This window comes from Aeromonas sp. Y293-4, assembly GCF_027705905.1.
Classification (GTDB): Bacteria; Pseudomonadota; Gammaproteobacteria; order Enterobacterales; family Aeromonadaceae; genus Aeromonas; species Aeromonas veronii.
The window spans coordinates 118,608-144,785 of record NZ_JAPDCI010000003.1 but is presented as its reverse complement, the minus strand read 5'-3'; the positions used below and the strand labels follow the sequence as shown (position 1 = coordinate 144,785).

Sequence of the window (26,178 nt, the reverse complement as noted above, 5' to 3'; positions counted from 1 at the left end):
AGAATTTGGTGGAGCTACGCGGGATCGAACCGCGGACCTCTTGCATGCCATGCAAGCGCTCTCCCAGCTGAGCTATAACCCCAACTCACCTCGGCGCTGACGAAGTTATCTCCGGCAACGGAGGCGCATGATAGGCATCACCCGCTTTGCTGTCAACCCTAAAATAACCGCGACTGATTCGTTTAGTCAAAATTGCAGCAGTTCGCTGTTTTTACCAGCAAGGCGCGTGCTATCTCTCTGTTTTATGTCATAAATCGGCTCAAGCACCTATAAAGGAGAGGCCATGCAGCAAGCCTCTTTCCCCGTGCAACGCCCCCGCTCTCAGGCCTCTTTTGCAGGCTGATCGTCAGCGTCTCCCCCGTCACCTAGGGAAAGCCTTTCCATAAAGGGCATTGCATTTGAAAACCCTTTCCATGATTTTTGTAAATTTACAACACAGAAAGTTGATCTGGCTCACAAATGACCATAGGATCAAACCGTGACCCAGGTCACACACCATAACCATAAATGACAGAGCGATGAGGTAAACCATGTTTGAGAATCTGGCAGTCCTGTTCCACCTGCGCGGTGCAACCACCAAGAACGGCGTTGTAGAGAAAGATGCCTATGCCCCCTCCACCCGTGAATACTACTTCCGCTACGGCAAGTAATTGCTGAAAGCCTTTCACGAAAAATGTAATAAAAAAACAACACACATCATCACACAGCCCTTTCGAGGCGCTGTCCTGTCCGGGCCAGATGTTCCACGGCCAAACCTGAACTCCACCAAACATGAATGGGGCCCGCAGGCCCCATCTTTTATTGCTCCGAATTGTCATTGCACCAGATAGTGTTCCGGCTAATCGGCAAGCCTTGTAACCCTGAAACGGCTCAGAGTTTGATCCAGGCATCGGCCCAGGCCGTGCCCTTGCCCGGCTCATAGGCCCAGGCGGCACCGGCACACCAGCCGGTGTAGGGGTGCGGTTTGCACTCGTAGCTGGCACCGCCGCTGCTGACCCGCTCGCCCGCCTTGTAGGGAGTCCCCTCTTTATAGGTCGGATAGTCAGGCGGCGTTACGCCCCCCTCCTCCCCTTTCACCAGCAGGCTATGGGTGGTGCTACGGCTCAAGCTCCCTTCATCGGTCACCGTCAGTTTGATCTCCAGCTTGGTATCACTGGCCAGCTTGGGCAGAGTCAACTCCAGAGTGACCTGATCCAGTGCCGGTGCAGAGGCACCTGCCGGAATAGTCCAGGCATAAGAGAGTGGCTTGCCTTCCGGATCTCTGGAATGCTGGCCGGAGAGGGTCACCTTGCTGCCACCTTCGGCCTGCGCCGGGCCGGTGATATTGGCCACCGGTGGCAGGTTGGTACCACCGCCGTTATCCTCGATCACCACCTCCGGATAGAAGTGCTGAACGCAGCGGCTGTAATCCCCCTCCTTGAAGGCACTGAAACGGGTCTGGTAACCCACCAGCTTGCAAGCGTAACTCTTGCCGCCGTTGGGGTTCTCTGCCACATAGCTCCAGTCCTGCTCCCAATAGATGGGCAAGGCACCGGCGCCATTGTCATCAAACACCTTCATATTCTTGCAACCCAGCACCTCGTCGGATGGCACCGCCACTCCGAGGTAGTTGGCAAACTCGCGGTAGTAGTTGATGCGATTCTGGGACTGGGCGTGCTCGACCGGACCGCCGCACTCCACCCCGCCGTTGATGATCTGGGTAGTGACCCCGAAGCCCGGCACCAGACCGTTCTGCTTGTCATGGTCATTCGGCTGCCAGGTGCCATCGATGACATGGAGCATGGAAGGCTTGGGCGGCTGCGGATAGGTATAGAAGAACACCGCACTGGCGAGGTTCAGCCAGGTGTCGGCCACCAGATCGGGGCGGTCGAGCAGGGTGCGCACCGTGCCGAACATCGCCTCGGAGAAGGGGCCATAGTTGTAGTTGTAGGAGAGCTGCTTGGCACCGCGGCCAAAGTAGCTCTTGAACTCGCCATTGTCGAACGTACCGCACGGCCACTGCTGACCCTGCCACACATCGGGACGGCACTCGGCGTTGTAACCGCCGCGCATGGTCTCATTCCATCCCATCTCGCGCACGTAGACCAGCGCCTGACGCCACTCGGCTTCCGGGCGCCAGTTTTCATGGCCACCGGTCTCCTGGGCGAAGTGGGCGAACATAGTTGCCAGGGTCTTGCGGCAGATGGCATCGGCATCACGGCCATCGCTGTAGTCGCTGCACAGGGCCGGGAACTTGGCCGCCGCCTGCAGCAGGCCGCGATAGGTGTACTCGGGGGCGCGCAGCGGGAAGAGGTAGTTGAACTGGCTCTCGCTCAGCAGGCTTTCGACCCGCTTGACGTTGCCCGGGTTGTCGGCACGGCCCGGCTGCACCGCCTCGACGACCAGATTGTCCCGGGTAGCGATGGAAGCCTTGACCGCCTCCATCGCCGGGAAGTCGGTCAGCGCCTTCTCTTTGGCATCCAGCTCAGCCTGGCTCATATAGACGGGGGTGGTGCTGCCATCCGGCGGGGTTGGCGTTGGCGGATTGGGCTTGTCATCGCCACCGGTGTCCGGCGGGGTCACTTCCCCTTCGCCGACAAGCTTCCACGGGGTATCCCACTCATTGGCGGCCGCCATGCCCGGAGTCTGACCCGGGTTGACCCACCACTTGGCCTCAAAAACCTGGCCGTTGTAATTGACCTGGCTGCCGCCCGGATAGGATTTGTTGATGTCGTATGCCTCGGCCGCCCACAGGTGGCCGCTCAGCATCATGCTGGCAAGCAGAAGGGTGATGCGGTTTTTTTTCATTATTCTTGCTCTCTATGGTTTTGTGGCAAAAGGCAGAGCCCGCCTGAACAGGCTCCGCCATCTTCATCATGGACTCAACCTAGGGGCAGCTTGCCGCCCCGACATCCAGCCAGACATCGTGCTTCCCCGGCTCGTTGCCTTGAGTCCACCACTTGGCCTTCCACTGACGGCCATTGTGGTTGGTCAGCTCACCGCCGTTGTAGGCAACGGTAGCGCTCCAGCCCAGCTCAACCTGACTAGCCAGCGCCCACTGATCGGCGACGCGGCCCGGTTCATTGCCCTGAGTCCAGTACTTGGCACGCCATACCAGCTGGTTGTGGCTCACCTTGTCGCCGCCGTTATAGACCTTGCCGGCCTGCCATGCGGGAACATTCGCCGCTTCCGGGTCGGTGGTGTTGCAAGAGCCGTCGACCATGGGCTCCAGCGTCAGCACGACGCGCCCTTCGCTCTGATGTACCCCATCCGAGACGCTCACACTCAGCTCATGCTGCTCGCTGGTGGTGACAACTGGCGGTAACAGACGCAGGTTGGCACTGGTCTCGCCGTCCGCCTGCCAGCCAGCTGGGAAGTGCCAGCGGTAGCTCAGCGCATCCCCCTCGGGATCCCTCGCCTCGGCAGTGATGGTCAGCCACTCACCGCCGATGCCGCCAAGCTGCGCCGGCACGGTCACCACCGGAGGCTGGTTCTCCACCACGCCCTGCTCCAGCGGCCGCCCGTTGACGGTAAAGGAGAGGGTCTGCTGCGATGGCAACAAGCTCTGCTGTACCAGTGTCTGGCCACGGCACTGGATGGTGGCGCGACCGGGCTCGCTGGCGGTGGGCAGGTTGATGTGGAACTTGTTCATGACGCTGCTCGCCGCCCGGTGATTGGCCAGCCTGAAGCGCTGCAGACCATCGCGGGTCTCCACCTGCAACTGGCAGTCATTGCCGGACAGGGTGCGGCTGTCATCCGGATAGGTGAAGCCGTAGGCGCCGTGCAGTGCCGGATAGATATAGCTGCGCAGGGCTCCTTGCGGATCGTAATAGCCCACCAAAGTGGTCACCGGCACGCCGAACTGCTCGGGCTTGCGCGCAACCTTGGTATCGATAGGGGAGACCTCCACCCAGCTCTGGCCATCCGAGGTGAAGCTCTTCTTGAAGCCCCTGCTCACCAGGATATCCTTGCCGTTGATAAAAAGGTGGCTGTTGTAACCGGCCCCGTGATCGATGGTCAGACTGCGCCCACGGTTGTCCGCAGAGGCAATCGGCACCCGGATATCACGGGTCCAGCGACCATCCCACATGGCGACCCTGACCAAGCCGTAATCCGCCAGCAGGGCACTCAGCCCGGCCTCGCTCAGGGCATCCATGGGGGCATCGACCTTCTCGATCCCCTCGATTGTGTGCTGATAGGGCTCCATCCTGGCCGTCGCACTGTTCCACTTGCTAAAGCCGGTGGCCGAGTTGGCATCGAACACCGCCTTGCTCTCCAGAAAGCGCTGGATGATGGCGGCCGAATTGGGGGTATAGAGGGTGAAACGGTTGGCGCCGGAGAGAGGGCGGCCGCCCGCCATCGCATCGTGGCCAAACTTGCGGCCATCGAACGGTGGCTGGCACTGGCCATCCAGACAGGCATCCTCATTGGTGCGGGTCGGCGAGAAGTTGGGGATGAAACGGTGTTTGTCACTGTCCCAGCCCCAGCTGGAGTTGAGCTGATCGGCACTGCGATGAACCGAGCCGCGGAAACCATCCACATAGTGGCCAAGGCCGAAGTTATGGCCCACCTCGTGGCTGAACTCGTTGCCCAGCGAATCATCCAGCGTGACGATGCCACCGCCACCGGAACCTCCGTGCACCTGAACTCCATTGGCATACTTGCCGCGACTGTTGTGCGCCGTCAGCTGGGCCGCAACAAAGGGATGGCTTCCCTCCCCTTCACCGGCACTACTGTTGATGCCGTAATTGGCATTGTCGATACCGTGGGAGATAAGCTCCTTGCCGATGCGCTGACGCATGGTGCCGCCATGCCAGCCCCCTTCGCTCGGGTCAAAATCAGTCAGCAATGTGCCGTTGGGCAGCATCACCTCAGGCAGGGAGAGCGGTGCATACTGACTGACAATCATCCGGCTGGCCGGAATGGTCTGGAAGTATTCGCGATGGGCCTCCCTGTCATTGGCAAAGGCAAAGCGATCCCGTGGCGTGGTGAGCATGCCGATGTCGATGGTGTGCAGCAGCAGCTCGCCGGGGGCGCCGACCTTGATATCACGCAGTTCACCACTGAGATTGCCCTGACGAACGGAGAGGGTCAGTCCGGGCTGGATCCACCCGGCGGGCAGCTCGCCGCTCCAGGTATCCGCTGCATAGGTGATGCGGTTGTTCTCCAGCTCCCCCTCGCGGAACCACTGCCCATTGGCAAACTTGAACTGCAGGGTCTGACCACGGGAGACGGTCACCTGTCGCTCACCATAGAAGGCCGTCGAGTTATAACCGGCGCTGGAACTGATCCGCACCATCTTGCCCTCCAGCTCCGGGCTCACGGGCAGGTAGATATCCCGAACCCAGCGGCCGTCGGCGGTCTGGATCTCCACCAGCGCACGCTCGGTCAGCCGATCCTTGAGAAAGGCGCCGCTCTTGTCGTTCAGTTTGGCCAAATCAGCACTGCTGCTGATGACAGCAGTGGTGCCGCTCTCCGGGATGAAACTCACTCCCCCTTCTGGAGCCCCCGCGAGGTGGTAGACCGTCTCTGGCAGCGCCGATGGCGGCGACAAGGTCAGGGTGCCCAGCAGCTTGCCGCTGCCGTCACGAGCCTCCACCGTCATGGGGGTCACCCCATCGGCCTGGAGTGGTTTCACCAGCAGCAGGCTCTTGCGCAGGCTGGTCAGGATGGGTTGGCGATCCCCCTCCTTGGGATGGGAAGGCAGGATCTGGCTCTGGGCAAACTGCACGCGGGCAGCCAGGCTACCCGCCAGATCGCTTTGCGGTGTCGTCTCATTGAATATCAGGGGCGAGGTGGTGGCAGACAAGGGGCCAGCCGCCAGGGTTGTCATGATGAGGGCAGCGATTCGGGTCACATTTGTGGTCATTGTCGGGTTCTCGTTCATATTGCTACCGGGAATGAGGGGCATGTCGCCATGCCCCGTCATCGGTGAGGAGGCCTCAGTTACAGCTTGCTGCCCCGATATCCAGCCAGACATCGTGCTTGCCCGGCTCATTGCCCTGAGTCCACCACTTGGCCTTCCACTGACGGCCGTTGTGGTTGGTGAGATCCCCGCCGTTGTAGGCAACGGCTGCGTTCCAGCCCAGCTCAACCTGACTCACCAGCGCCCACTGATCGGCGGCGCGGCTCGGCTCATTACCCTGAGTCCAGTACTTGGCCTGCCATACCAGCTGGTTATGGCTCACCTTGTCACCGCCGTTGTAGACCTTGCTGGCCTGCCATGCGGGAACGTTGGCTGCTTCCGGATCTGTGGTGTTGCAAGAGCCACCCTCACCGCCTTCGTTGACTGGCGTGACGGTGAGACGGGTGGCCGCGTTGGCATCGAGTGCGCCATCGGAGACGGTCACAGAGAGGTCATAACCGGTTTCGACATCCACCGCCGGGCCGGTGACCACCAGGGTGGCGCTGTTCTGGCCGGTCGCCGTGATACCGGCGGGCACTTGCCACTGGTAGATCAGCTCGTCGTCGTTGGGGTCGGATGCCTTGGCAGTGATGGTCACCTGCTTGCCCTCTTCCACCTTGACGCTGGCAGGCAAAGTCACCACCGGAGGCAGGTTGGGCTGCGGCGCCTTGTTGGTCACCACCACCTGATCCCTGGCTGTCAGTTGATGGTCATCGGTCACCGTCAGCTCGAATACCAGGGCGGTATCAGCACTGACGGCATTCACATCGACCCGCACCTTGGCCTGCGTGGTATCGCCCAGCACAGCTTGCGGGCCGGAGACCTGCTTCCAGCTGTAGGTCAGAGAGCCTTTTTCCGGATCATGGGAGGCTGAGCCATCCAGCGTCAGGGTAGCCGGGCCGGTCACCGCCACATCGCTGCCCGCATTGGCGACCGGCGGCTTGTTGGCGGGCGGAGTGACCCCTTCGCCGTGACCGAGACCTTCATGCATGGCGTTAAGGATGTCGCCATTGTCGGCATCGATCTCCCAGGAGAAGAGGCCGCCCAGCTTGTTGGCCAGCACGTATTGTCCTTTCGCCTTGACCGAGCGCTCGTCGTCATAGGTGATCAGCTCGCCGGTGGAGGGCTTGAACAGGGTGGCCGCTTCGGCAGTCTCGTCGTAGTTGTACTCCCAGCCTGCGCCCATATGGCTGTTGACGATGTGGCGATAATCCAGCACGCCATCTTCCCAGGTGCCCTTGATCTTGCCGGTGGCGGTGCCGGTGAAGGGATCGTTACCCTGATAGCCGCTCACCCCTTTCCAGCCGCGACCGTAGGCGGCGGCACCGATCACCAGCTTCCCGGAGTCGACCCCCTGCGCCAGCAGTTGCTGTACCGCTGCATCAGTGTTGTAGCGCTTGTTGGCCGAGCCGTTGGTGGCCTGATAGAGGTTGGCCTGATGACCCAGGGAGGTGTTGCTCCAGGCACCGTTGTAGTCGTAACTCATCACGAAGAGGTGATCCATGTACTGCTGGGCAGCCTTGTAATCCACATCCTCGATCTTGTCGTAACCGGCACCGATGGCGGAGGTGAGCTGATAGGTGCGACCGGTCTCGGCCTCCAGCTCGTCGAGCATGGCGCGCAGATCCTTCATGATCAGCACATAGGTTTCACCATCTTTGGTCTTGTCCCCCAGATTGGGGTTGGCACCGTCGCCGCCCGGGAACTCATAGTCGATATCGACACCGTCGAAGAACTTCCAGGTCTGCAGGAACTCTTTGACCGAGGCGACGAACACGTCACGCTTGGCCTTGTCATGCATGAAGAAGAAGGGATCGGAGAGGGTCCAGCCACCGACGGAGGGGAGGATCTTCAGGTCCGGATAAGCCTGCTTGAGGGCCATCAGGTTGCCGAAGTTGCCCTTGTAGGGCTCATCCCAGGCAACCAGTGACCCCTGCCCTTTTTGCAGCGCAGCCCAGGGATCGTGAATGGCGACCTGGAAATCCTTGCGCCCGGCGCAGGCACGTTGCAGCGCCTGGAAGCTGCCAGAAATCTCTTTGAGGCTGTCGTTGAGGCCATCACCGCCACAGATCGGGGTGAAGCCATAGAGGATATGGGTCAGGTTCTGGGCTGGCAGCTTGTCCACGGTGAAGTTGCGATCATAGACCCCCCACTCCACATAGTAGGTGCCGACCACCTTGCCGGATTTGTTGACGTAAGGCTTGTTGTGCTCCTGCAGGGCTGGCTTGAGTGGTGCGAGGTGGCTGCCGTCGGTATCGGCGACCACGATCTCCTTGGTATCAGACAGGGTGCAGCCATCGCCGTTGCACAGCGCGACCTGCATCTGATAGCGGCCCCCCTTGTGCACCTTGAAGGTGGCAGTGCCAGCGGCGGAAGAGGGACCGGACCAGACTTCCTTGCCATCCAGCAGCACCTTGGCACTCTGGCCAATATCGCCGTTCCAGAGATTCCAGGTGACGGTCACATCGGCGCCATCCTTCACCTTGACCAGCTCGTTATAAGCGGTCGCGGACTGGCTGACTTCGACGATAGCAAACTTGGTGGGGCCCCAACCGATAGCGGGTTTGCCGGGAGCTGCCGCATAAGCGGCGGAGGAGGCGAGCAGGGTGCCGACCATCATGGCCAGCAGTGCGGGTTTTGGACTTAGCATATTGCTTTCCTTTTCGTTTCGTTATGGGAAAAACGAAAGGGCAACGCAACACGACAGGTGACACAAAAACGGCCACCCCTTGGCAAAGGCAGCCTGCATTCTACTGTGGTGGCCCCGCTATCCTAGGTCGTCTTGACCCTTAGACCGGAAGCTTTGCGTCCCGACTTTTCAATCGGTTTGCCCTTGTCACAACGTTATTTCTGGCGATAAATAATCACCGATTGACTGTAGGGTAATTCTGATAAGTAAGCAAATAGGACCATTGCCAGCCCACCAGTTACCAACCCCGACAATTACCCACTTTCAAGAAATTAATGTTTAAAAAACAGCCGGATATGCAGACCTAATCTCATCACCTCCAACCAGATACCTCACACCATTTTTTTGATCTGCATCACACCAAATTGAGAAAAATCAATGAGTAAGAACAATATGCGACAAAAGACCCATCTGTATCGCAACTAATGAATTTATAATCGCCGCTTTGCATGGCCAGCAGGTGTCTTCATGCCCAGCGAATTGCCCTCACGCACCCGGTTATCCAGATACGACAAATTTGTTCGTTTGACGATTTATGCCTTGCCACTGGCCGGGATGATCTGGCTTATCAACAGCCTCAATGGCTGGCAAAGGGCGCCGCTTGCCAGCACCTTGCTAGTCCAGAGCTACCTTATCTGCACCTTCTGGCTCTATCGCCACTACCGCTACCATCTGCACCGCCAGTGGCAGCATCTGAGTGAGGCGCTCAAGATCAACGAAACCACCGCCGAACTGGCCCGCAACTCGGCGCAATACCAGACCGAAGAGGCCTTTCTGGAGGATCTGCTCAGACGAGCCGTGATGTTGATCCCGGGAGCCGAGATGGGCTGCCTGATCAAGCTGCTGCCGGGCACAGGCATGTTGAGGTATGAAGCGGCCATCGGCATGGATCTGGTGAAACTGCGGCGGATCAATCTGCCGCTGGAGCACACCTTTCAGTACAAGCTGACTCAGGGGCGCTGCAACAAAACACTGCTGATCAACGACCTGTCGAAGATAAATGCCACCATGCCCCTGTCCGAACAGGACAGAGAGCTGCTGGTCAACTGCACCGACCTGCCCATCCAGGCCACGCTGGCGACCCCGATCCATATCGATGGTCAGCTCTACGGCATGATCAATATGGACAGCAGCAAACGTCATGCCTTTACCCGCTACGACAGCCACCTGATGGCGATCCTGGCGCGGGATATTCGCCACGCCATCACCATCTATCAGCAGTCCCGCCGCATCTATCAGCTGGCCAATACCGACCAGCTGACCGGGCTCGCCAATCGCCAGCAATTCGAACTCGCTCTGCAAGCACAGCCGGAAGGCACCCTGCTGCTGATCGACATGGATAATCTCAAGCAGCTCAATGACAGCAGTGGCCATTTAGCGGGTGATCAGGCCCTGCGCCTTATCGCAGATGGCATACGCCAGCACTTCGGTCAGGGGGTGATTGCCGCCCGCTTCGGCGGGGATGAGTTTGTGCTGCTCACCACTCTGACACCGACCGAGCTGCAACAGGCGATGGCCAGGCTGACGACCATGCTGGCCAGCGCCTCCCCCACTATCTCGTGCAGCATGGGGATGGCCCCCTATCGCGGCGACTTTGCCGCTGCGTTTGCCAGAGCCGATGCCGACATGTACCAACACAAGCGGCACCACAAAGAGCAACGTGCGGCACAGATGCCAGCTATCGGGGAGAGCATTAATCACTAGGCAAGAGTGAGCACTTTGCAGGGACACGAGAGAAGCTGGGGGAAACCGGTTGGCAGACCCGCCAGAATGTGGCGAAGCGGGGAGAAAAAACGGGGCATGACTGGCATGCCCCGCCACCATTCAATGCTTATTTACAGCTGGCGGCCCCCACATCCTGCCAGACGTCGTGTTTGCCGGGCTCATTGCCCTTGGTCCAGTACTGCGCCTTCCACTGACGGCCGTTATGGGTGGTGAGCTCGCCACCGTTGTAGGCCACATTGGCATCCCAACCCAGTTGCACCTTGCTCACCAGCAGCCACTGATCCGCGGTGCGGCTAGGCTCGTTGCCCTGGGTCCAGTACTTGGCCTGCCACACCAGCTGGTTGTGGCTCACCTTGTCGCCGCTGTTATAGGTGCTGGCCGCTTTCCAGACTGGCCAGTTGGCCGCATCCGGATCGGTCGCCGTGCAACCACCGCCGCTGCTGGCCGGTTTGACCGTCAGACGGGTTGCCGCACTGGCATCCAACCCACCGTCGGAGACGGTGACGCTCAGGTCATAGCCGGTGTCGCTGGTGACGTTCGGGCCAGTCACCACCAGGGTGGCGCTGTTCTGACCCGTTGCGGTGATGCCTGCCGGCACGCTCCACTGATAGGTCAACGGATCACCGTTCGGATCAGAGGCGGTCGCCTTGATGGTCACCTGCTTGCCCGCCTCCACAGAGGCCGTGGCAGGTACACTCACCACCGGCGCCAGATTGGCCTGCGGCGCCTTGTTGGTCACCACCACCTGATCCTTGGCACTCAACAGCTGGTCATCGGTCACCGTCAGCTCGAACACCAGATTGATGTCGGCAGTCACCGCATCGAGTACAACACGAGCCTTGGCCTGAGTGGCATCCAGCAGGGCAGCCTGCGGGCCGGAGATCTGCTTCCAGCTGTACCTGAGCGCGCTGTTTTCCGGATCGTGGGAGGCCGAACCATCCAGCGTCACCTCGGTCGGACCGGTCACCTTGAGGTCACTGCCCGCGTTGGCCAGCGGCGGCTTGTTGGCGGGGGGAGTCGTCCCCTCGCCGTGACCCAGCCCCTCGTGCATGGCGTTGAGGATGTCGCCGTTGTCGGCATCGATCTCCCATGAGAAGAGGCCACCCAGCTTGTTGGCCTGCACATACTGCCCCTTGGCCTTGACCGAGCGCTCGTTGTCATAGGTGATGAGATCGCCGGTCGCCGCCTTGAACAGATAGGGCGCCTCGGCCACCTCGTCGTAGCCCTTCTCCCAGCCCGCCCCCATCCGGTTGTTGACGATGTCGCGGTAATCCACCACCCCGTCCTCCCAGGTGCCTTTCACCTTGCCGGTCGCCTTGCCGGTGAAGGGGTTGTTGCCCTGATAACCGCTCACCCCGGTCCAGCCACGGCCATACATGGCGGCCCCGACCACCAGCTTGCCCGGTTCAACCCCCTGCGCCAGCAGCTGATTCACCGCCTTGTCGGTGGTGTACTTGGTATCGGGATCCCAGCTTGCCGCATAAAGGTTGGTCTGGTGACCCAGCTCGGTGTTGCTCCAGGCACCGTTGTAGTCGTAGGTCATCATGAAGATGTGGTCCATGTAGGGCTGGGCCGCTTTGTAGTCCACATCCTGGATCTTGTCGCCCCCCGCCCCAATGGCGGAAGTGAGCTCATACTGGCGACCGGTCTCGGCCTCCAGCTCGTCGAGCATGGCCCGCAGCTCCTTCATCAGGGCCACATAAGTGGCACCATCACTCGGGCTGCCCAGTTTCGGGTTGGCACCCTGTCCGCCTGGGTACTCCCAGTCGATATCCACACCATCGAAGAACTTCCAGGTCTGCAGGAACTCTTTCACCGAGCCGACAAACACATCGCGCTTGGTTTTGTCACCGAGGAAATAGAAGGGGTCGGAGAGGGTCCAACCGCCGACCGAGGGGAGGATCTTGAGGTTCGGATAGGCCTGCTTGAGCGCCATCAGGGCACCAAAGTTGCCCTTGTAGGGCTCGTCATGGGCGGTGAGGTTGCCTTGCGGCATCTGGATGGCGGCCCAGGGATCGTGCATCGCCACCTTGAAGTCAGCCCGGCCGGCGCACGCCCGTTGCAGCGCCTGGAAGCTCCCTTCGATCTCCTTGAGGCTGTCGTTGAGGCCATCCCCGCCGCAGATGGGGGTGAAGCCATAGAGGATATGGGTCAGGTTCTGGGCCGGGATCTTGTCCACCGTAAACTTGCGGCCATAGACTCCCCACTCCACATAGTAAGTCCCCACCACCTTGCCGGACTTGTTGGCGTAGGGCTTGTTGTTCTCCTGCAGCGGCGCCTTGAGTGGCGCCAGATGGCTGCCATCGGTATCGGCGACCACGATCTCCTTGGCATCAGAGAGGGTACAGCCATCGGCGTTGCACAGCGCCACCTGCATCTGGTAGCGCCCCCCTTTCTTCACCTTGAATTTGGCCATGCCCGCTGCGGCCGAGGGGCCGGACCACACCTCCTGACCATTGAGCAGTACCTTGGCACTCTGGCCCAGATCGCCGCTCCAGAGGTTCCAGTTCACCTCCACATCGGCGGCATCCTTTACCTTGACCAGATTGTTGTAGGCAGTGGCCGCCTGATCGACTTCAACGATGGAAAACTTGGTGGGGCCCCATCCGATGGTCGGCTTGCCGGGCGCCGCAGCATAAGCGGACGAGGCGCAGCACAGACCGACCGCAAGGGCCAGCATGGTAGGCTTTGGACTTAGCATTTTTTATATTTCCCTATTTCGTTATGTTGGCAACGAAAAGGGCTACGCCCTGACAGGTAACGCAGACGGCAGTGCGGCCTCTTGGCAAAGGTGCACAACAACCTGTGGTGGCCCCGCTATCTCAAGTACGGCTCATCCCTGGACCGGAAGCTTTGCGTCCCGATCTTGCGATCGGTTTGCCCTTCGGTTACTTCATTTTCGATGCAAAAAATCGCATCCCGACTATAGAGTGAGCCAATCCGGTCTGCCACTGTCGGCGTTCACCGACAGTGGCAAGCCAAAAGAGTAACTGGCAGCCATTACGCAGGAAGATGAAGAGATCTTCGCCAATAAATCTCTGTTTTCGGCATTTATCCATGACCATGGCCCACGGGATCATTGCGCGGTTTTGTGAGCCGGTTCACGGCTTGCCGCTCCGGATGCGGCTAGCGCAGCAGCAAGCTGTTCATCAGGGCTCGCAGTTTGAGTGGTTTGACCGGTTTGCTGATATAGCCATACCCCCGCTCGCGGATCTGCACCTGCAACTCGCTCTTGCGATCGGCACTGATGATGATCCCTCCCAGTTCATCGCCACACACCCGTTGCAGGACAGCGAGCGCCTCCAACCCAGTCTTGCCATCGTCGAGGTGGTAATCGGAGAGCACCAGCCGTGGCACAAACCCCTCTGCTATCAGCGCCTCGGCTTCGGCCAGATCGACGGCGCAGCGCACCTCGCAGCCCCAGCGGCCGAGCAAGGTGCTCATGGCGGTCAGAATGTCCCGCTCATTGTCAATGCAGAGCACGGCTACCCCCTCCAGCTGGCTGTCGCGCGCCACCGGCGCAGCCAGCTGATGGGCCGTGACCTGCCGGGTCGCCAGATTGAGGGTCACCGCAAAGACCGATCCCTTGCCCGGCCAGCTCTGCAATGTGAGCTGATGACCGAGCACCTGCGAGATGCCACGGGCGATGGCGAGCCCCAGACCCAGCCCCTGCTCCTTGGCGGTGCGGGAGTGATCGAGGCGGGAGAACTCGTCGAAGATCGCCTCCTGCTTGTCCTGCGGGATGCCGGGGCCGTTGTCCCATACCTCGATGCGGATCTTATCCCCCATCCGGCGACAACCGAGCAGCACCCGGCCACCCGGGTTGTAGCGAAACGCATTGGTGAGGAAGTTCTGCAGCACCCGGCGCAGTAGCCGCACATCGCTGTGTACCGCATGCTTGCTCTCCACCACCGAGAAGTGGATCCCCCCCGCCTGGGCCAACACGCCAAACTCCGCCTTGAGGTTGTCGAGCAGATCGCGCAGGGCAAAGTCGAGCTTCTTGGCCTTGAACTTGCCCGCTTCGAGCCGCGAGATATCGAGCAGATCGGTGATGAGATCCTCGGTCGCCCCCAGCGCATCGTCGATATGGCGGGCAATGCGGGCCTGCTCGCCAGCATCGGGCAACATCTCCAGCAGGGAGGAGGTAAACAGCTTGGCGGCATTGAGGGGCTGGGTCAGATCGTGGCTGACCGCCGCCAGAAAACGGCTCTTGGATTGATTGGCCCGCTCCACCTGCTGGTTCACCAGCAATAGTTGGCGGTTGAGTTCGGAGAGCTCACGGGTACGCTCGGCCACCCGTGCCTCCAGATGTTCGTTCGCTTCGCGCAGCACCCGCTCCGCATCGCGAAACGGCGTGATGTCGGTAAAGGTCATAACAAAACCGCCGGCGGGCATGGGGTTGCCCTGCATCTCGATCACCCGCCCGTCCGGGCGCTCCCGCGCCGAGATATGGGCGCTGCCCCGCTTCATAAAGGCGACCCGCCGCGCCACATGATCCTCGATATCGCCGGTGCCACAGAGCCCCTGCTGGGCGTTGTAGCGGATGATCTCCTCGATGGGACGCCCTGCCTGAATAAGCCCCGGCGGATAGTGGAACAGCTCGATGTAGCGGCGGTTCCAGGCCACCAGCCTAAGCTCCCTGTCCACCACCGAAATCCCCTGCCCGATATGCTCGATCGCCCCCTGCAGCAGGCCGCGGTTGAAGCGAAACACGTCGGAGGCCTCATCGACTATGGTGGCGATCTCCTCGAGCTGCATGTTGCGCCCCTGCAGGGCAGAGGCGAGCACCAACCGCGCCGAGGAGGTCCCAAACACCCCGGCCAGCAGCCGCTCGGTATGGGCAATCAGCTCGGCCGAGGCCTGCATCTGCGGAGCAAGGGTGCCGCCCCGCTCTCCGGCGAAGCGACCAAAGGCACGCTTGACCCGGCTTGAGCCGACAAAGCGGGCCGCCAGCATCTCCAGCTCCTTGACCGAGACCCGCGCCTGATAGAGGGCGGCGGTATCGCGGCTCGGCTTGCCGACAAAGTTGGCCGCCTGCAGCCGCTCGCTCACCGCCGGACGGGAGAGCAGCGAGCCTGCCACATAGCCGAGCAGGTTGAAGAGCAGGCTCAGGAAGATGCACCAAGCCCCGAGACTCAGCTCGCGAAATGCGGGCCAGTCCGGCGGCGCCAGCAGTGCTGCCAGCGGTGAACCGGCCAGCAGCCCGCTCTCCACCAGCAGGGTCACGAACCAGAGGCTCACCCCGAGGCTCAACCCAAGATAGACCCCCTTGCGATTGCCGTGACGCCAGTAGAGGCCGAGCAGCAGGGCTGGCGCAAACTGGGCCACCGCGCCAAAGGAGAGATAGCCGATGCGCGACAAGCTGGTGAGATCGCCGAGCCACAGGTAGAGCCCCCAGGCCGCCAGCAAGATCAGCAGGATGGCGCCACGGCGCACCTGCAACAGCAGCCGCACCAGCCGCTCGTCGCGCCCCTGCCGCCAGAAGCGGCGCAGCAGCACCGGCAGCACCAGATCATTGCTCACCATGATCGCCAGTGCGATGGTGCAGACGATCACCATGCCGGTGGCCGCCGAGGTGCCGCCGAGAAACGCCAGCATCGCCATGCCATCGAACCCGAGGGCCATCGGCAAACTGATCACATAGGTGTCGGAGGCCATGTCGGCCCCGACCCACTGCTTGCCCGCCAGCGCCAGCGGCCAGATAAAAAGCCCCATCACGAACAGGTAGAGCGGGAAGATCCAGCGCGCCCAATGAAGATCCTGCCCCTGATTGTTCTCCACCACAGTCACATGAAACTGGCGCGGCAGGCAGATGACGGCGCACATCGCCAGCACCGTATAGATGGCAAGCTCCAGCAGGTTGCCGGGGCTCACCGCCACCACCTGTGCAAAGAAGTCGCGGGTCACCTGCTCGTGAGCCTCGCCCGGTTTGCTCAGGATCAGCCAGAGGGCGAAGCCCCCCACCGCGATAAAGGCCAGCAATTTGACCACCGACTCGAAGGCGATGGCTACCACCATCCCCCTGTGGTGCTCGGTGGCATCAAGATGGCGAGTACCGAACAGGATGCTGAACAGCGCCAGCAGCAGAGTGACCCCGAGCGCCAGCTCGCTGGTATTGCTGGTCGGGCTGATGCCGCCGCTGTTGACCATCAGCAGATCCAGCCCGGTGACGATGGCTTTGAGCTGCAACACCAGATAGGGGAGGATCCCCATGATGGCGATGAGAGCGATCACCATGGCGAGCCGCTGGGATTTGCCGTAACGGGCGGCAATAAAGTCGGCGATGGAGGTGATGTGCTCGCGCTTGGCCACCAGAATAAGGCGGGCCAGCAGCCGCCAGCCAAACAGAAAGACCAGCATGGGGCCAAGGTAGATGGGCACCGGTGACCAGGGGGATTCACTCGCCTGACCCACGGTGCCGAAGAAGGTCCAGGAGGTACAGTAGACCGCCAGCGACAGGCTGTAGAGCAGCGGTTGTCCCTTGAGACGGTGCCGTTTGTGCTTGTCTGCCACGAAGGCGATCAGAAACAGCAGCCCCAGATAGGTGAGCGACAATCCGATCAGCAGCCATCCCTGGTGCATCGATAACTCCTTGTCCATGTTGAGTTTTTGTATACAACCTCGCCAGTCTAGAGAGGCTGCAGCCAAAAGTCATCCCCTTCGGACAGATTGAAATTATCGTTTTTCAATAAGTTTTATCTTGACTGTATATCGTAAAACAATAAACATTGCCGATGTAAATATTGATAAACGATAAACTTTACCTTTCAGATAAAACCATCACAGTGAGGAATGAGATGATCTCCAACAAACTCGAACGCTCGAGCATGCTGATCGAATGGCTGCTGCTGCTGGCACTGCTGGCGACCCCTTTGATCACCTTGCTGGAGGTGTGGACCCCCTTCGGTGGCGCCGATTTTCTGCAGGAGAAGCTCAACACCATCTTGAGCCGCCCCGGCATCAATCCTGCCGACTATCCCCTTCACTTCTCCACCCGGCTGCTCGGCACCCTGGTGCAGCTGTTGCCAGATCTGGTCTTTATGATGATGCTCTGGCAACTGCGTCAGCTGTTTCGCGGCTACCGCGCCGGTCTGCTCTTCACCTTCGAGCAGATCCGCCGCTACCGGCAGATCGGACTGCTGCTCTGTACAACCTTCCTGGTCGAATTGATCCTGACCCCCTTGCTGGATACGGTGCTCACCATGAGAGGCCCGGAAGTACTCGGTACCATAGCGCTGAGTACCTCAGATTTCCGGGTACTGCTGGCGGGACTGATCGTACTGGCGCTGGCACTGGTCATGCGCGAGGCCAAACTGCTGGCCGATGAACAGCAACTGACGGTGTGAGGATCCTATGCCCATTATCATCCGCCTCGATGCCCTGCTGGCCGAGCGCAAAATGACCGCCCGCGAGCTGGCCCAGCGCATCGACATCACCGAGGCCAACCTCTCGATCCTCAAGAATGGCCACGCCAAGGCGGTGCGCTTCTCCACTCTGGAGGCCATCTGCCGTGAACTCAAATGCCAGCCCGGCGATCTGCTGGGCTACGAGCAGGAGCGCTAACCCCCTTATGAGTCGTCATATCACCCTGTTTGCCCTGTGGCTGCTGCCGCTGTGGGCCTGCGCTGGCAATGACGCGAACGGCCCCCGCTACCTTATCGAGCAGGGCGCCAGCGCCAATGTGCTGCAAGTGCGCCTCACCATGCAGGGCAAGCCCCCTTTTACCCTGCTCCCCGCTCGTCAGTTGCCGGGCAGTGCCACGCCGGTTTCCCCCGCGCTGGTCTGCCTTGCAGACAACCAGCCGGTTGCCCTCAACCAGCCCTTCTCCTGCAAAGAGATCGGCTGGCAAATCACGCTCACACCGGCTCCGGCAGAGGGTGCAGATGCCTCGGCCCAACAGTCGCTGCTGTTTGCTCCCAACCAGTGGCTATTGACCGAATGGGGTAACTTTGTGCGCCAGATGGGGAGCCGCCAAGGAAAGGTTTGTCTGCCGGATGGCAGCTGCCAACCACTGCCGGATGTCAACCAGCCGCCGCTGATCCTGCCATTTGGTCTGGACACAGTGCCCGTCACCAAGCCGGATCCGCGGCTGGTGCTGAGCCATGACGAGACCGCCAACCAGCTCGATCTGCCGGCCTTGCAGCAGCAACTGAATGAGATCATCGACTATCTGGCCTTCCAGCTCGATGTGGATCCGCCCGCTCATCCATGGCAACTGGTGTGGCTGGGGCGGGATGTGGCGACCCGCTCCCTCGGCGGCGCCGCCGGAAATCAGGTGTTTGTCGCCAACTACCCCACCGAGGCTGGCAAGCCGACGCCACAGGCCCCCTTGCGCCTGCTGCGCACCTCGGCCCACGAGGCGGTGCATATCCTCAGCGCTCGCCACTCTGCTCCACAACCCACCTGGGTCAACGAGAGCCTTGCCGAATACCTTGCCATCAAGGCGCTACGCCGCTTTCGGCTGCATCAGGTCACGGCGGTCAACGAGCTGGCCGAGCGGGGCAAACAGCTGCCCCATAGCGAGAGTGGTCTCTATCGGGCGGCTCGCGAGGTGCTGGCGGGCGATCACTCCTACTACCCGCTCTTTTACGTCAAGGGGAGCGCCTTCTGGGAAGCGCTGGAGCGGGAGCTGCAACACAATGATGTGACGCTGGCGCAACTGCTGCCCCAACTGGGCTGGCTGCCGGATGGACGCTTTGATGCCGCCTCCAATGAGCTGCTTGCCGGCACCATCGGCTCGGATACCTGGCGCCGCCTCAGCCGCCTCTATCTTGGCAAGCAGCAGTAACGCCACAAACCGCAGTAACGAAAAAGGGAGAGCCGTGGCTCTCCCTTTTGTTAGGTGATGATTCAAATAGACAAATATCAGGCTGGAGCCCTCTCCTGCGCAGAGGGCGCAAAGGGGCGCAGCCGCAGGAAAAAGACCGGCAAGACCACCAGCACCATCAGGAAGAAGATGCCGCCGCCGAGAGGCTCGAACAGCACGCCGCAGAGTGCCATCAGAGCCGCCACCGTCATGCCGAGGCCAAGGGCCGCATAGAGCGCCTGAGTCGGGATCAACTGCTCGGCCGGTAGCTGACGGGTCATAAAGCGCACCGCCCCCAGATGGCTCATACCAAACGTCACCGAGTGGAGCAATTGCCCCAGCACCAGCACCCACAACTCGGTCGAGGCACCCAGCAATACCCAGCGCACCACACAACCGATGGCACCGGCGATAAAGAGACTCTGGGCGCCAAAGCGCTGCAAGAAACGCTTGTCGGCGGCGAACATGCAGATCTCCGCGACCACCCCGAGCGCCCAGAGATAGCCGATGATGGTGCCGCTATACCCTTGCGCCTTCCAGTAGATGGCACTGAAACCGTAGTAGGCGGCGTGGCTTCCCTGCAGCAGAGCTGTCAGCAGCAGGAAGCGGCGCACCGGCGCGCTGCGCAGGGTCGCCAGCAGTGATGCCTTGGCGCGCTCCCCCTGCACATCCTGTGGCGCGGGACTAAGTGGCAGCCAGCTGAGCAGCAGCATCAGCACCAGCCCCGCCACCATGGTGTGCAAAATCCAGTCGCTACCGAAGTTGCCCACCAGCGCCCCCACCAGGGTAGAGGCGACGATAAAGGCAAAGGAACCGCATAGCCGCACCTTGCCGTAATCGAGGTGAGCCTGCACCACCATTCGGGTCGCCAGCGCCTCACCCACCGGCATCAGGGTCGGATAGATAAAGTTCGCCAGCAGAGTCAAGCCCACCAGCCACCAGAGGTTATGACTGAGATAGAAACCGAGAAAGGCCAGCAGACTGAGCAGGGAGAGCAACCGGGTAACCGGCAACAGATGGCCCGCCCCCTTGATCTGCCCCATCACCATCAGGTTGCCAGCAAAGCGGATCGCCATCCCCGCCCCCAGCAGGAGACCTATCATCTCGGCACTGACGCCCACCCCCTCCAGCCAGAGCGACCAGAACGGCAAGTAAGCACCGTAGACAAAATAGAAGGCGCCGAAAAAGAGCGCTAACCAGGAAAACGCGGGCATAGATCCTCTGCAACCGGATGACGGGAGCAGAATGATAACCCATCCGCCCCCGCAGATCCCGATGGAAACCCTGCGCAGAAAACGAAAAAACTTCAATAAAATTGAACTATTACCGAAGAGGTGGGGTCTACTTGGTAACACCTCCTCCTGGTTAGTGTTGCAATCCTTCTACCCGCCCATGGCGGGTTTCTTTTTTAGGCAAACATTTGCTCTGCTCCATCGTCACAACATGGCGGCGACAAAAAAGGGGCCGAAGCCCCTTTGATCATCTGCGTCTGTTGTTTGCTCTTTAGAATACGTATTTGACCCGTGCACTCAGGTTGCGGCCCGGTTCGGTCATCATGCTGTTATCGGAGCCCTCGGCACGACCGGCGATGCGCTCGTAGCTGGTGTACTCCTTGTCAAACAGGTTGAAGACCCCGACGTTGAGCTGCAGGTCGGTCATCGGGTTGAACTGGGCGTACATATCCACAACACCCCAACCGGCGCTCTTCACGTAATCGTTGCCTTTGCTGTCTTTACGGACTTTGTCCATGTCGTCAGCAAAGCGCAGGGCTGTGTTGAAGTTCCATTGGGCCTGTTCCAGACGCACACCGACGGAGCCGTTGAGCGGGCTCAGACTGTTGATGTAGTTGCCATCCCCATCCTTGCCTTCGATGTAGGCGAGGTTGCCCCAGACATTAACGATATCGTTGAGCCAGTAATCCGCCTTGGCTTCGACCCCTTTGGTGGTCGCCTTGCTCAGGTTCTGGTACTGGTAGACGGCGGTGCGCCCCTCTTTGCCCACTTCCACCATCTCGATGAAGTCTTCAAACTTGTTGTAGAAGCTGGCTACTTCATAGCTGAAGCCGTTGCTGCTGCCACGTACACCGAGATCGATGCCGTCGCTGCTCTCCGGATTGAGGTTCGGGTTGGGCTCGATGCGATAGCCGTACGCCTGATGGTTCAGGGTGGAGAAGGCGCTGTCATACATGGGGGCCTTGAAACCGTGGCTGTACTGGGCGAACAGGTTGGCCGCCTCGTGGGCCTTGAACACCAGACCCAGCTTGGGTGACAACTCCCCTTCCGAGAACTTGTGCAGCTTGTCGCCTGTGTAGGCCGGATCGTTGTCCGGAGTCATCCGGTAGTAGTCATAACGGGCACCCGGGGTCAGCACCCAGCGCTCGCCAAACTTGATCTCGTCAAAGGCCCACAGGGCGCTGCGCTCGCTGGTGGTAGCCGGGAAACTCAGCTCGTTGTAGCCGACAAAATCACCGGGGGTCGTCGGCCCCTTGTAACGGGTACGTTCGTTGTCGGTGTGCTCGTATTCAGCCCCCCAGGCCAGACGGTGGTTGGCGACCGCCTTGTGGAACTGCAGCTGGGCGCCGATGTTCTTCTGATCGAACACGTTGTGATCAAGAGAGTTTTTGGTCACATAGGGGTTGCCGGGGCTGACCGGATACTTGGATGAGGCGTACTGATCCAGTGTCTGCTTGGTGCGGGCGAAGTAGACCTTGCTATCCATCCGATCGGCCCAGCCTTGATTCAGCGCGATGCCGTGATCCAGCACCACAGAGAGGTTGTCGGTCTGCTTGTCGGTGATGGGCTGATCAAAGACACGGGCAGTACCGGTACCGACCTTGTTGAGCTTGACCGCATCCGGCTCCTCGCCATCGGTCAGGTAGTCAACGGTCAGCTTGAGGAACTGCTCATCGGAGAGGTTCCACTTGCTCTTGAGCAGCAGGGCGTGGGTACCGATATCGAAGTCGTTTTTGGTGGAGTCGAAATTCTGGGTCACACCGCCATCGCGCCAGGTGTAGCGCAGCAGGTTCTCCACTTCACCAGTGCGCAAGGCGCCGGTAAAGCCCGCCATCTTCTGGTGGCTGCTGGAGGCGTAACCGCTGGTCACGTCCAGATAACTATCCTTGCCCTTGAGGAAATCGCTGGCATCCTTGGTGGTGATGGCAATCACGCCACCCAGCGCATCGGAGCCGTAGGCGGCAGACGCCGGCCCCTTGGCCACTTCTACCTGCTTGATCATGTCGGTATCGAAGTAGCTCTGACCGACACCGCCTTTGCTGTAGGCATCGTTCTGGCGCACACCGTCGCGCACCACCTTGACCCGGTTTTCACCCATGCCGCGGATGATGAAGGTCTGCGCATCACCCTGACCGCCGAGCACAGTCACACCGGGTTCGTAGCGGAACAGGTCGGCGACATTGGTGACGACCTGCTCTTCAATCTGCTTGGCGGTGATCACCGAGATGGGGCCGGAGACATCTTCCAGTTTTTGCTCCATCCGTGAGCCGCTGACGACCACGACTTCATCCGCCTTCTGGGTGGCAGCAAAGACCTGGGAGGAGAGACCGGCAGCCACGGCGAGGGCAACCAGAGAGAGTGCGTTATGATGGGTCACAGCGAATCCTTATTGAGAACTGTTATCAAACAGGCCGCATATTACCCGGCTCTCGACAAAGATCAACAAGAAACGAAATCATTCTCATTTGTTTTGAACCAAATTGGTTTTACACTGTCGCCCTGTGTTGCCCTTATTCTCTATTAGCCCCCCGAGATGCACCGGCATCCGGGCATATCAGCCGTGAGATCCCATGATTAGACGACTTCCCCTGCTCGCCCTGCCGCTGCTACTGGCAGCCTGTGCCACCCCCACCCAACCGACCCAGTCATCACAGTTGCAGACGCTCTATGACTACCAGCTAAGCAGCGAGGGAGACGCAGACCTGACGCTGGAGCAGGCGATCGCGCGCATTGCCGACGCCGACATCATTCTGGTGGGTGAGCTGCACAGCCATCCCGCCGTGCATCTGTTGCAATCGCGCCTGCTGAGCGGGCTTTACACCGCTGGCCAGCAGCACGGGCGGCCATTGGCCCTCTCCATGGAGCAGTTCAGCCGCGCCGATCAGAAGACGCTGGATGCCTATCTGGCGAACCAGATTGGTGAGGCTGCCTTGATCCGCGAAGGCAACGCCTGGCCCAACTATCCGAGCGACTACCGCCCGCTGGTAGAGTTTGCCAAAGCGCACCGGATGCCGGTGATCGCCGCCAACGCCCCCAAGCCGCTGGTGAGCTGTGTCGGTCAGGAGGGGGCTGAGTGGCTCGACAAACTGCCAGCCACTCGTCGCAGCCAGCTGGCCCGCCAGTTGACGCTGGGGGATGACCCCTATCGCCAGAAATTTATGGCCTCCATGCACCATGGCGATGCCGACAGCAACGCCCGCCGCTTCGCCGCCCAGACCAGTTGGGATGACACCATGGCCGAGAGCATGGTGGATTATCTCGTCAAGCACCCAGGCCAGCAGATCATGCATATCGCCGGCAATTTCCACGTCGAGGGGGGGCTTGGGCTCGCCAGTCGCATCGCCAGCCGCAATCCTGCCCTCAAGGTAGCGCTGGTCGTGCCTCGTACAGATGAGACCTCTGTTGCAGATCGCGCAGCCGATGTGCAGGTAACCATCATGCCGCTGCCTAAGCGCTGGCAAAACAGTGACGAGATGAAGCAAGATATGGGCGCGCTGCATCAATCCCGCAGTCGTGACTGCAGCCAGTGGCTGCAACCCTAATCTTCCAGGAAACGGCGGGTAAAATATGGATGTGTTACTGATCATCGATGTGCAGCAAGGCTTGTTCAACGAGCCCCGTTACCGCCAGGAGCAGGTGCTGGCCAATATCAATCGGGCTGCGGCCCATGTCAGACAGCAACAGGGACGGGTCATCTATATCCAGCATGACTCGCCCCCTGGTACCGAACTGGAACCGGGCACCCCGGGTTGGCAGTTGCACAGTGCGCTGCAACCGGCCAAGGGGGAGAGCCGGGTGCGCAAAACGGCCTGTGACAGCTTTCTCGATACCGAGCTTGCCTTCCTGCTGGCCGAGCAGCCGGTCGATCGACTGATCCTCTGTGGCTGCGCCACCGATTTTTGCGTCGATACCACAGTGCGCAGTGCGGCCTCCCATGGGTACGAGGTGCTGGTGTTGAGCGATGGTCACACCACCGCCGATCGCCCCCACCTGAGCGCGGCCCAGATCACCGAGCACCATCACTGGATGTGGCGCCACCTCAGCCTGCCGGAGGGGCGCAGTGTGACCCTGCTCACCACCGACGAGCTGCTGGCAGTAACACCCGCCCTGCAGCCATGCTAATCTGCGAGCCTCGTCTCGTTTCTCACCGGAGTCTGTCGTGCGCCTGTTGTCTGCCACCGTGTTGTTGATTGTTCCCCTGCTGTCGGCCTGCTCCAGCTTGCCCGGCCAGAAGTATGACGGGCCGGAACCCCTGTTTCTGACCCACATCAATGAGGAGGGGAGCAAGCGCTTCACCTTTGAAGCCGCGCCCAACGACACCTTGCCGCGCGGCCTCTCGGCGGCCCAGAGCCAGCGGCTGCTGGAACAGCGGGAAGCGTTGCAGGAGAACCTGCTGACCGAGACCCTGGCGACCAAGCAGTATTGCCGCCAGGGCTACATAGTGCTGAGCCAGACCTCATGGAAGGTGCGGGGAGAGTGCAACGAAACGGCCACCGACGCCGATCGTCGCGCTTTTCCCAACAAGGCCTCCTGGCAGGATTGAACAGGCCGGATGAGATAACGCAATAAAAACGGGCAGCCCAGTGGCTGCCCGTTTTGTTATGACGGCTGTCGTGGTCGACAGGGATCCTCAGACCGGCGCATCGGCCGGGCTGGTGAGCTCGGCACCGTTGTCAATGCGCTTGTGCCCTTCCACCAGATGGACGAAATCCACCAGCTCGTCACCGGAGACCGCGAACGCCTGGCCGAAGCCCTTGACGAACAGCCCCTGCTCCGGCTTGAGGCGGAACAGTTTGAAATCCTTGAGGTTGGAGAGACCCTTGATGATCTCGCCAAAACGACCTTCCAGTGCCGCCACCGCCTTGCTCCAGCGGGCGTCGTCACGGGCCACCACTTCAGCCACCGCATCGAAGGTCAAGCGCTTGCGGGCAAACAGCTCGCGGGCACCGCTCTCATCCTCGATCAGCATCAGGGATACCTGGGGCACCTGTTGCAGGTTGCGGGCGTGGCGGGCGATCTCGGAGATCAGCACATAGTAGCCATCTTCCTGCAGCACGAACGGGGCATAGCTGGCGTTGGGATTGCCTTCACCATCGACGGTGGCGAGCTGCAGGGTACGGCAGTTGTCGCGAAACTCGCGGATCTCCGGTTGCAGGCGGTTCTGCAGACGCTCCTGACGTTCACTCATGCTTTGACTTCCTCTTGAGAGTTGTGGCGCAGCGCCATAAAACGGGTGACCTGATCGGCCAGCAGCTGGCGTTTCTCGTCGCGACCCAGATAGACCTTGAAAATGCAGCGGCCGGAGTGACCGAAGAACTGGAAGGAGTGCCCCTCCTTGCCCATGAACAGCTTGCTGACCAGCGCAATCCCCGCCACGTTGTCGAGCTTGAGATGACCATGCAGCTCACCGTCGCGGCCCATCAGGTTGTAGTAACCGCGTGCGTCCTTGCCTTTCGGGAAGGGGGCTTTTACCTCGAAGATGGATCCTTCTGATTCAACGATGGTGGTCACCGGGCCCCAGTCGGCCAAATCTTCCAGCAGACCTTGTGCGCGATCGGCGGGCAACAGGGTCACCAGCTCGGCGGGCAGATGGCGAACCACCTCCCATTCGCTGATGGCAAGCTGGGCCGCCAGGGTGGACGGATGAGCGCCGGGATCCTGCTCCAGCAGCGCGTGAATGCGTTGTGCAATGCTCATGTTTTCTCCCTCTGCGGGACCATACTGTCCCGCTGTTTATCATGGCGGCTACTCTAATAAAGCACCGAAACCAATGCAATTGATAATTGCTATCATTATCAGTGCATTTTTTCCAAAGCCTTGATATTCTCGGCGGCACACCCGT

Annotated in this window: 16 protein-coding genes, 1 tRNA gene and 2 riboswitches; of the genes, 7 read left to right on the top strand and 10 right to left on the bottom strand. The window is 60.5% G+C overall.

Annotated elements, in window-relative coordinates; genetic code table 11:
* Positions 1-6: 6 nt before the first annotated feature.
* The 4 genes from OKC31_RS04610 to OKC31_RS04595 form a co-directional block, all read right to left on the bottom strand.
* Positions 7-82, bottom strand: a tRNA-Ala gene (locus OKC31_RS04610).
* Positions 83-870: 788 nt separating this feature from the next.
* The gene (locus OKC31_RS04605; protein ID WP_270656377.1) at positions 871-2,787 is read right to left on the bottom strand and encodes a glycoside hydrolase family 19 protein; all 1,917 of its coding nucleotides are present in this window, start codon (positions 2,785-2,787) and stop codon (positions 871-873) included.
* A gap of 79 nt (positions 2,788-2,866) precedes the next feature.
* Positions 2,867-5,848, bottom strand: coding sequence for a M66 family metalloprotease (locus OKC31_RS04600; RefSeq protein WP_270656376.1), 2,982 nt, complete (start codon positions 5,846-5,848; stop codon positions 2,867-2,869).
* Positions 5,849-5,921: 73 nt separating this feature from the next.
* Positions 5,922-8,534: a glycosyl hydrolase family 18 protein gene (locus tag OKC31_RS04595; protein WP_270656375.1), complete on the bottom strand. Its 2,613-nt coding sequence runs from the start codon at positions 8,532-8,534 to the stop codon at positions 5,922-5,924.
* A 104-nt stretch (positions 8,535-8,638) separates the two neighbouring features.
* A riboswitch (cyclic di-GMP riboswitch) is annotated at positions 8,639-8,726 on the bottom strand.
* Between the two features lie 315 nt (positions 8,727-9,041).
* Here OKC31_RS04595 and OKC31_RS04590 point away from each other — a divergent pair.
* Positions 9,042-10,277 carry a sensor domain-containing diguanylate cyclase gene (locus OKC31_RS04590; RefSeq protein WP_231720104.1) on the top strand — a complete coding sequence of 412 codons (1,236 nt, stop codon included), beginning with the start codon at positions 9,042-9,044 and terminating at the stop codon, positions 10,275-10,277.
* A 127-nt stretch (positions 10,278-10,404) separates the two neighbouring features.
* Here OKC31_RS04590 and OKC31_RS04585 read toward each other — a convergent pair whose 3' ends face one another.
* Both OKC31_RS04585 and OKC31_RS04580 read right to left on the bottom strand, forming a co-directional pair.
* Positions 10,405-12,999 carry a glycosyl hydrolase family 18 protein gene (locus tag OKC31_RS04585; RefSeq protein WP_270656374.1) on the bottom strand — a complete coding sequence of 865 codons (2,595 nt, stop codon included), beginning with the start codon at positions 12,997-12,999 and terminating at the stop codon, positions 10,405-10,407.
* 103 nt (positions 13,000-13,102) lie between these two features.
* Positions 13,103-13,190: riboswitch (cyclic di-GMP riboswitch) on the bottom strand.
* A gap of 234 nt (positions 13,191-13,424) precedes the next feature.
* Positions 13,425-16,880, bottom strand: coding sequence for a hybrid sensor histidine kinase/response regulator (locus tag OKC31_RS04580; RefSeq protein WP_247823331.1), 3,456 nt, complete (start codon positions 16,878-16,880; stop codon positions 13,425-13,427).
* A 215-nt stretch (positions 16,881-17,095) separates the two neighbouring features.
* Between OKC31_RS04580 and OKC31_RS04575 the strand changes: the two genes are divergently transcribed.
* Genes OKC31_RS04575 through OKC31_RS04565 form a run of 3 tightly spaced genes read left to right on the top strand, consistent with a single transcriptional unit; the run spans position 17,096 to position 19,086 of the window.
* Positions 17,096-17,644: a DUF2975 domain-containing protein gene (locus tag OKC31_RS04575; protein WP_021229702.1), complete on the top strand. Its 549-nt coding sequence runs from the start codon at positions 17,096-17,098 to the stop codon at positions 17,642-17,644.
* A gap of 7 nt (positions 17,645-17,651) precedes the next feature.
* Entirely contained in the window at positions 17,652-17,861 is a 210-nt protein-coding gene (locus OKC31_RS04570; RefSeq protein WP_005335250.1) for a helix-turn-helix domain-containing protein, read from the top strand.
* 7 nt (positions 17,862-17,868) lie between these two features.
* Entirely contained in the window at positions 17,869-19,086 is a 1,218-nt protein-coding gene (locus OKC31_RS04565; protein ID WP_270656372.1) for a hypothetical protein, read from the top strand.
* A 77-nt stretch (positions 19,087-19,163) separates the two neighbouring features.
* On the opposite strand, the gene OKC31_RS04560 is transcribed toward OKC31_RS04565, so the two are convergent.
* Entirely contained in the window at positions 19,164-20,318 is a 1,155-nt protein-coding gene (locus OKC31_RS04560; RefSeq protein ID WP_139408996.1) for a 3-phenylpropionate MFS transporter, read from the bottom strand.
* 289 nt (positions 20,319-20,607) lie between these two features.
* Positions 20,608-22,713, bottom strand: coding sequence for a TonB-dependent hemoglobin/transferrin/lactoferrin family receptor (locus OKC31_RS04555; RefSeq protein ID WP_270656370.1), 2,106 nt, complete (start codon positions 22,711-22,713; stop codon positions 20,608-20,610).
* Positions 22,714-22,906: 193 nt separating this feature from the next.
* Between OKC31_RS04555 and OKC31_RS04550 the strand changes: the two genes are divergently transcribed.
* The 3 genes from OKC31_RS04550 to OKC31_RS04540 are packed head-to-tail and all read left to right on the top strand — an operon-like array spanning position 22,907 to position 24,879.
* A complete protein-coding gene (locus OKC31_RS04550) occupies positions 22,907-23,878 on the top strand; it encodes a ChaN family lipoprotein (RefSeq protein ID WP_247823335.1) in 972 nt (323 codons plus the stop codon).
* A gap of 25 nt (positions 23,879-23,903) precedes the next feature.
* Positions 23,904-24,458 (top strand): cysteine hydrolase family protein, encoded by a 555-nt coding sequence (locus OKC31_RS04545; RefSeq protein WP_005348211.1) that lies wholly within the window; start codon positions 23,904-23,906, stop codon positions 24,456-24,458.
* A 37-nt stretch (positions 24,459-24,495) separates the two neighbouring features.
* Entirely contained in the window at positions 24,496-24,879 is a 384-nt protein-coding gene (locus OKC31_RS04540; RefSeq protein ID WP_270656368.1) for a hypothetical protein, read from the top strand.
* Positions 24,880-24,966: 87 nt separating this feature from the next.
* Here the strand turns inward: OKC31_RS04540 and hutZ are convergent, their stop codons facing one another.
* Both hutZ and hutX read right to left on the bottom strand, forming a co-directional pair.
* Positions 24,967-25,524 carry a heme utilization protein HutZ gene (gene hutZ, locus OKC31_RS04535; protein ID WP_270656366.1) on the bottom strand — a complete coding sequence of 186 codons (558 nt, stop codon included), beginning with the start codon at positions 25,522-25,524 and terminating at the stop codon, positions 24,967-24,969.
* Positions 25,521-26,033, bottom strand: a complete 513-nt coding sequence (hutX, locus tag OKC31_RS04530; RefSeq protein ID WP_005362516.1) for a heme utilization cystosolic carrier protein HutX — start codon at positions 26,031-26,033, stop codon at positions 25,521-25,523. The genes hutZ and hutX overlap by 4 nt, the downstream gene beginning before the upstream one ends.
* Positions 26,034-26,178: the final 145 nt, after the last annotated feature.

What these genes read in the sequence shown, in the direction of transcription:
- OKC31_RS04605 (WP_270656377.1), bottom strand. Translation starts at nt 2,787, where the DNA reads ATGAAAAAAAACCGCATCACCCTTCTGCTTGCCAGCATGATGCTGAGC.
- OKC31_RS04600 (WP_270656376.1), bottom strand. Translation starts at nt 5,848, where the DNA reads ATGACCACAAATGTGACCCGAATCGCTGCCCTCATCATGACAACCCTG.
- OKC31_RS04595 (WP_270656375.1), bottom strand. Translation starts at nt 8,534, where the DNA reads ATGCTAAGTCCAAAACCCGCACTGCTGGCCATGATGGTCGGCACCCTG.
- OKC31_RS04590 (WP_231720104.1), top strand. Translation starts at nt 9,042, where the DNA reads ATGCCCAGCGAATTGCCCTCACGCACCCGGTTATCCAGATACGACAAA.
- OKC31_RS04585 (WP_270656374.1), bottom strand. Translation starts at nt 12,999, where the DNA reads ATGCTAAGTCCAAAGCCTACCATGCTGGCCCTTGCGGTCGGTCTGTGC.
- OKC31_RS04580 (WP_247823331.1), bottom strand. Translation starts at nt 16,880, where the DNA reads ATGCACCAGGGATGGCTGCTGATCGGATTGTCGCTCACCTATCTGGGG.
- OKC31_RS04575 (WP_021229702.1), top strand. Translation starts at nt 17,096, where the DNA reads ATGATCTCCAACAAACTCGAACGCTCGAGCATGCTGATCGAATGGCTG.
- OKC31_RS04570 (WP_005335250.1), top strand. Translation starts at nt 17,652, where the DNA reads ATGCCCATTATCATCCGCCTCGATGCCCTGCTGGCCGAGCGCAAAATG.
- OKC31_RS04565 (WP_270656372.1), top strand. Translation starts at nt 17,869, where the DNA reads ATGAGTCGTCATATCACCCTGTTTGCCCTGTGGCTGCTGCCGCTGTGG.
- OKC31_RS04560 (WP_139408996.1), bottom strand. Translation starts at nt 20,318, where the DNA reads ATGCCCGCGTTTTCCTGGTTAGCGCTCTTTTTCGGCGCCTTCTATTTT.
- OKC31_RS04550 (WP_247823335.1), top strand. Translation starts at nt 22,907, where the DNA reads ATGATTAGACGACTTCCCCTGCTCGCCCTGCCGCTGCTACTGGCAGCC.
- OKC31_RS04545 (WP_005348211.1), top strand. Translation starts at nt 23,904, where the DNA reads ATGGATGTGTTACTGATCATCGATGTGCAGCAAGGCTTGTTCAACGAG.
- hutZ (WP_270656366.1), bottom strand. Translation starts at nt 25,524, where the DNA reads ATGAGTGAACGTCAGGAGCGTCTGCAGAACCGCCTGCAACCGGAGATC.
- hutX (WP_005362516.1), bottom strand. Translation starts at nt 26,033, where the DNA reads ATGAGCATTGCACAACGCATTCACGCGCTGCTGGAGCAGGATCCCGGC.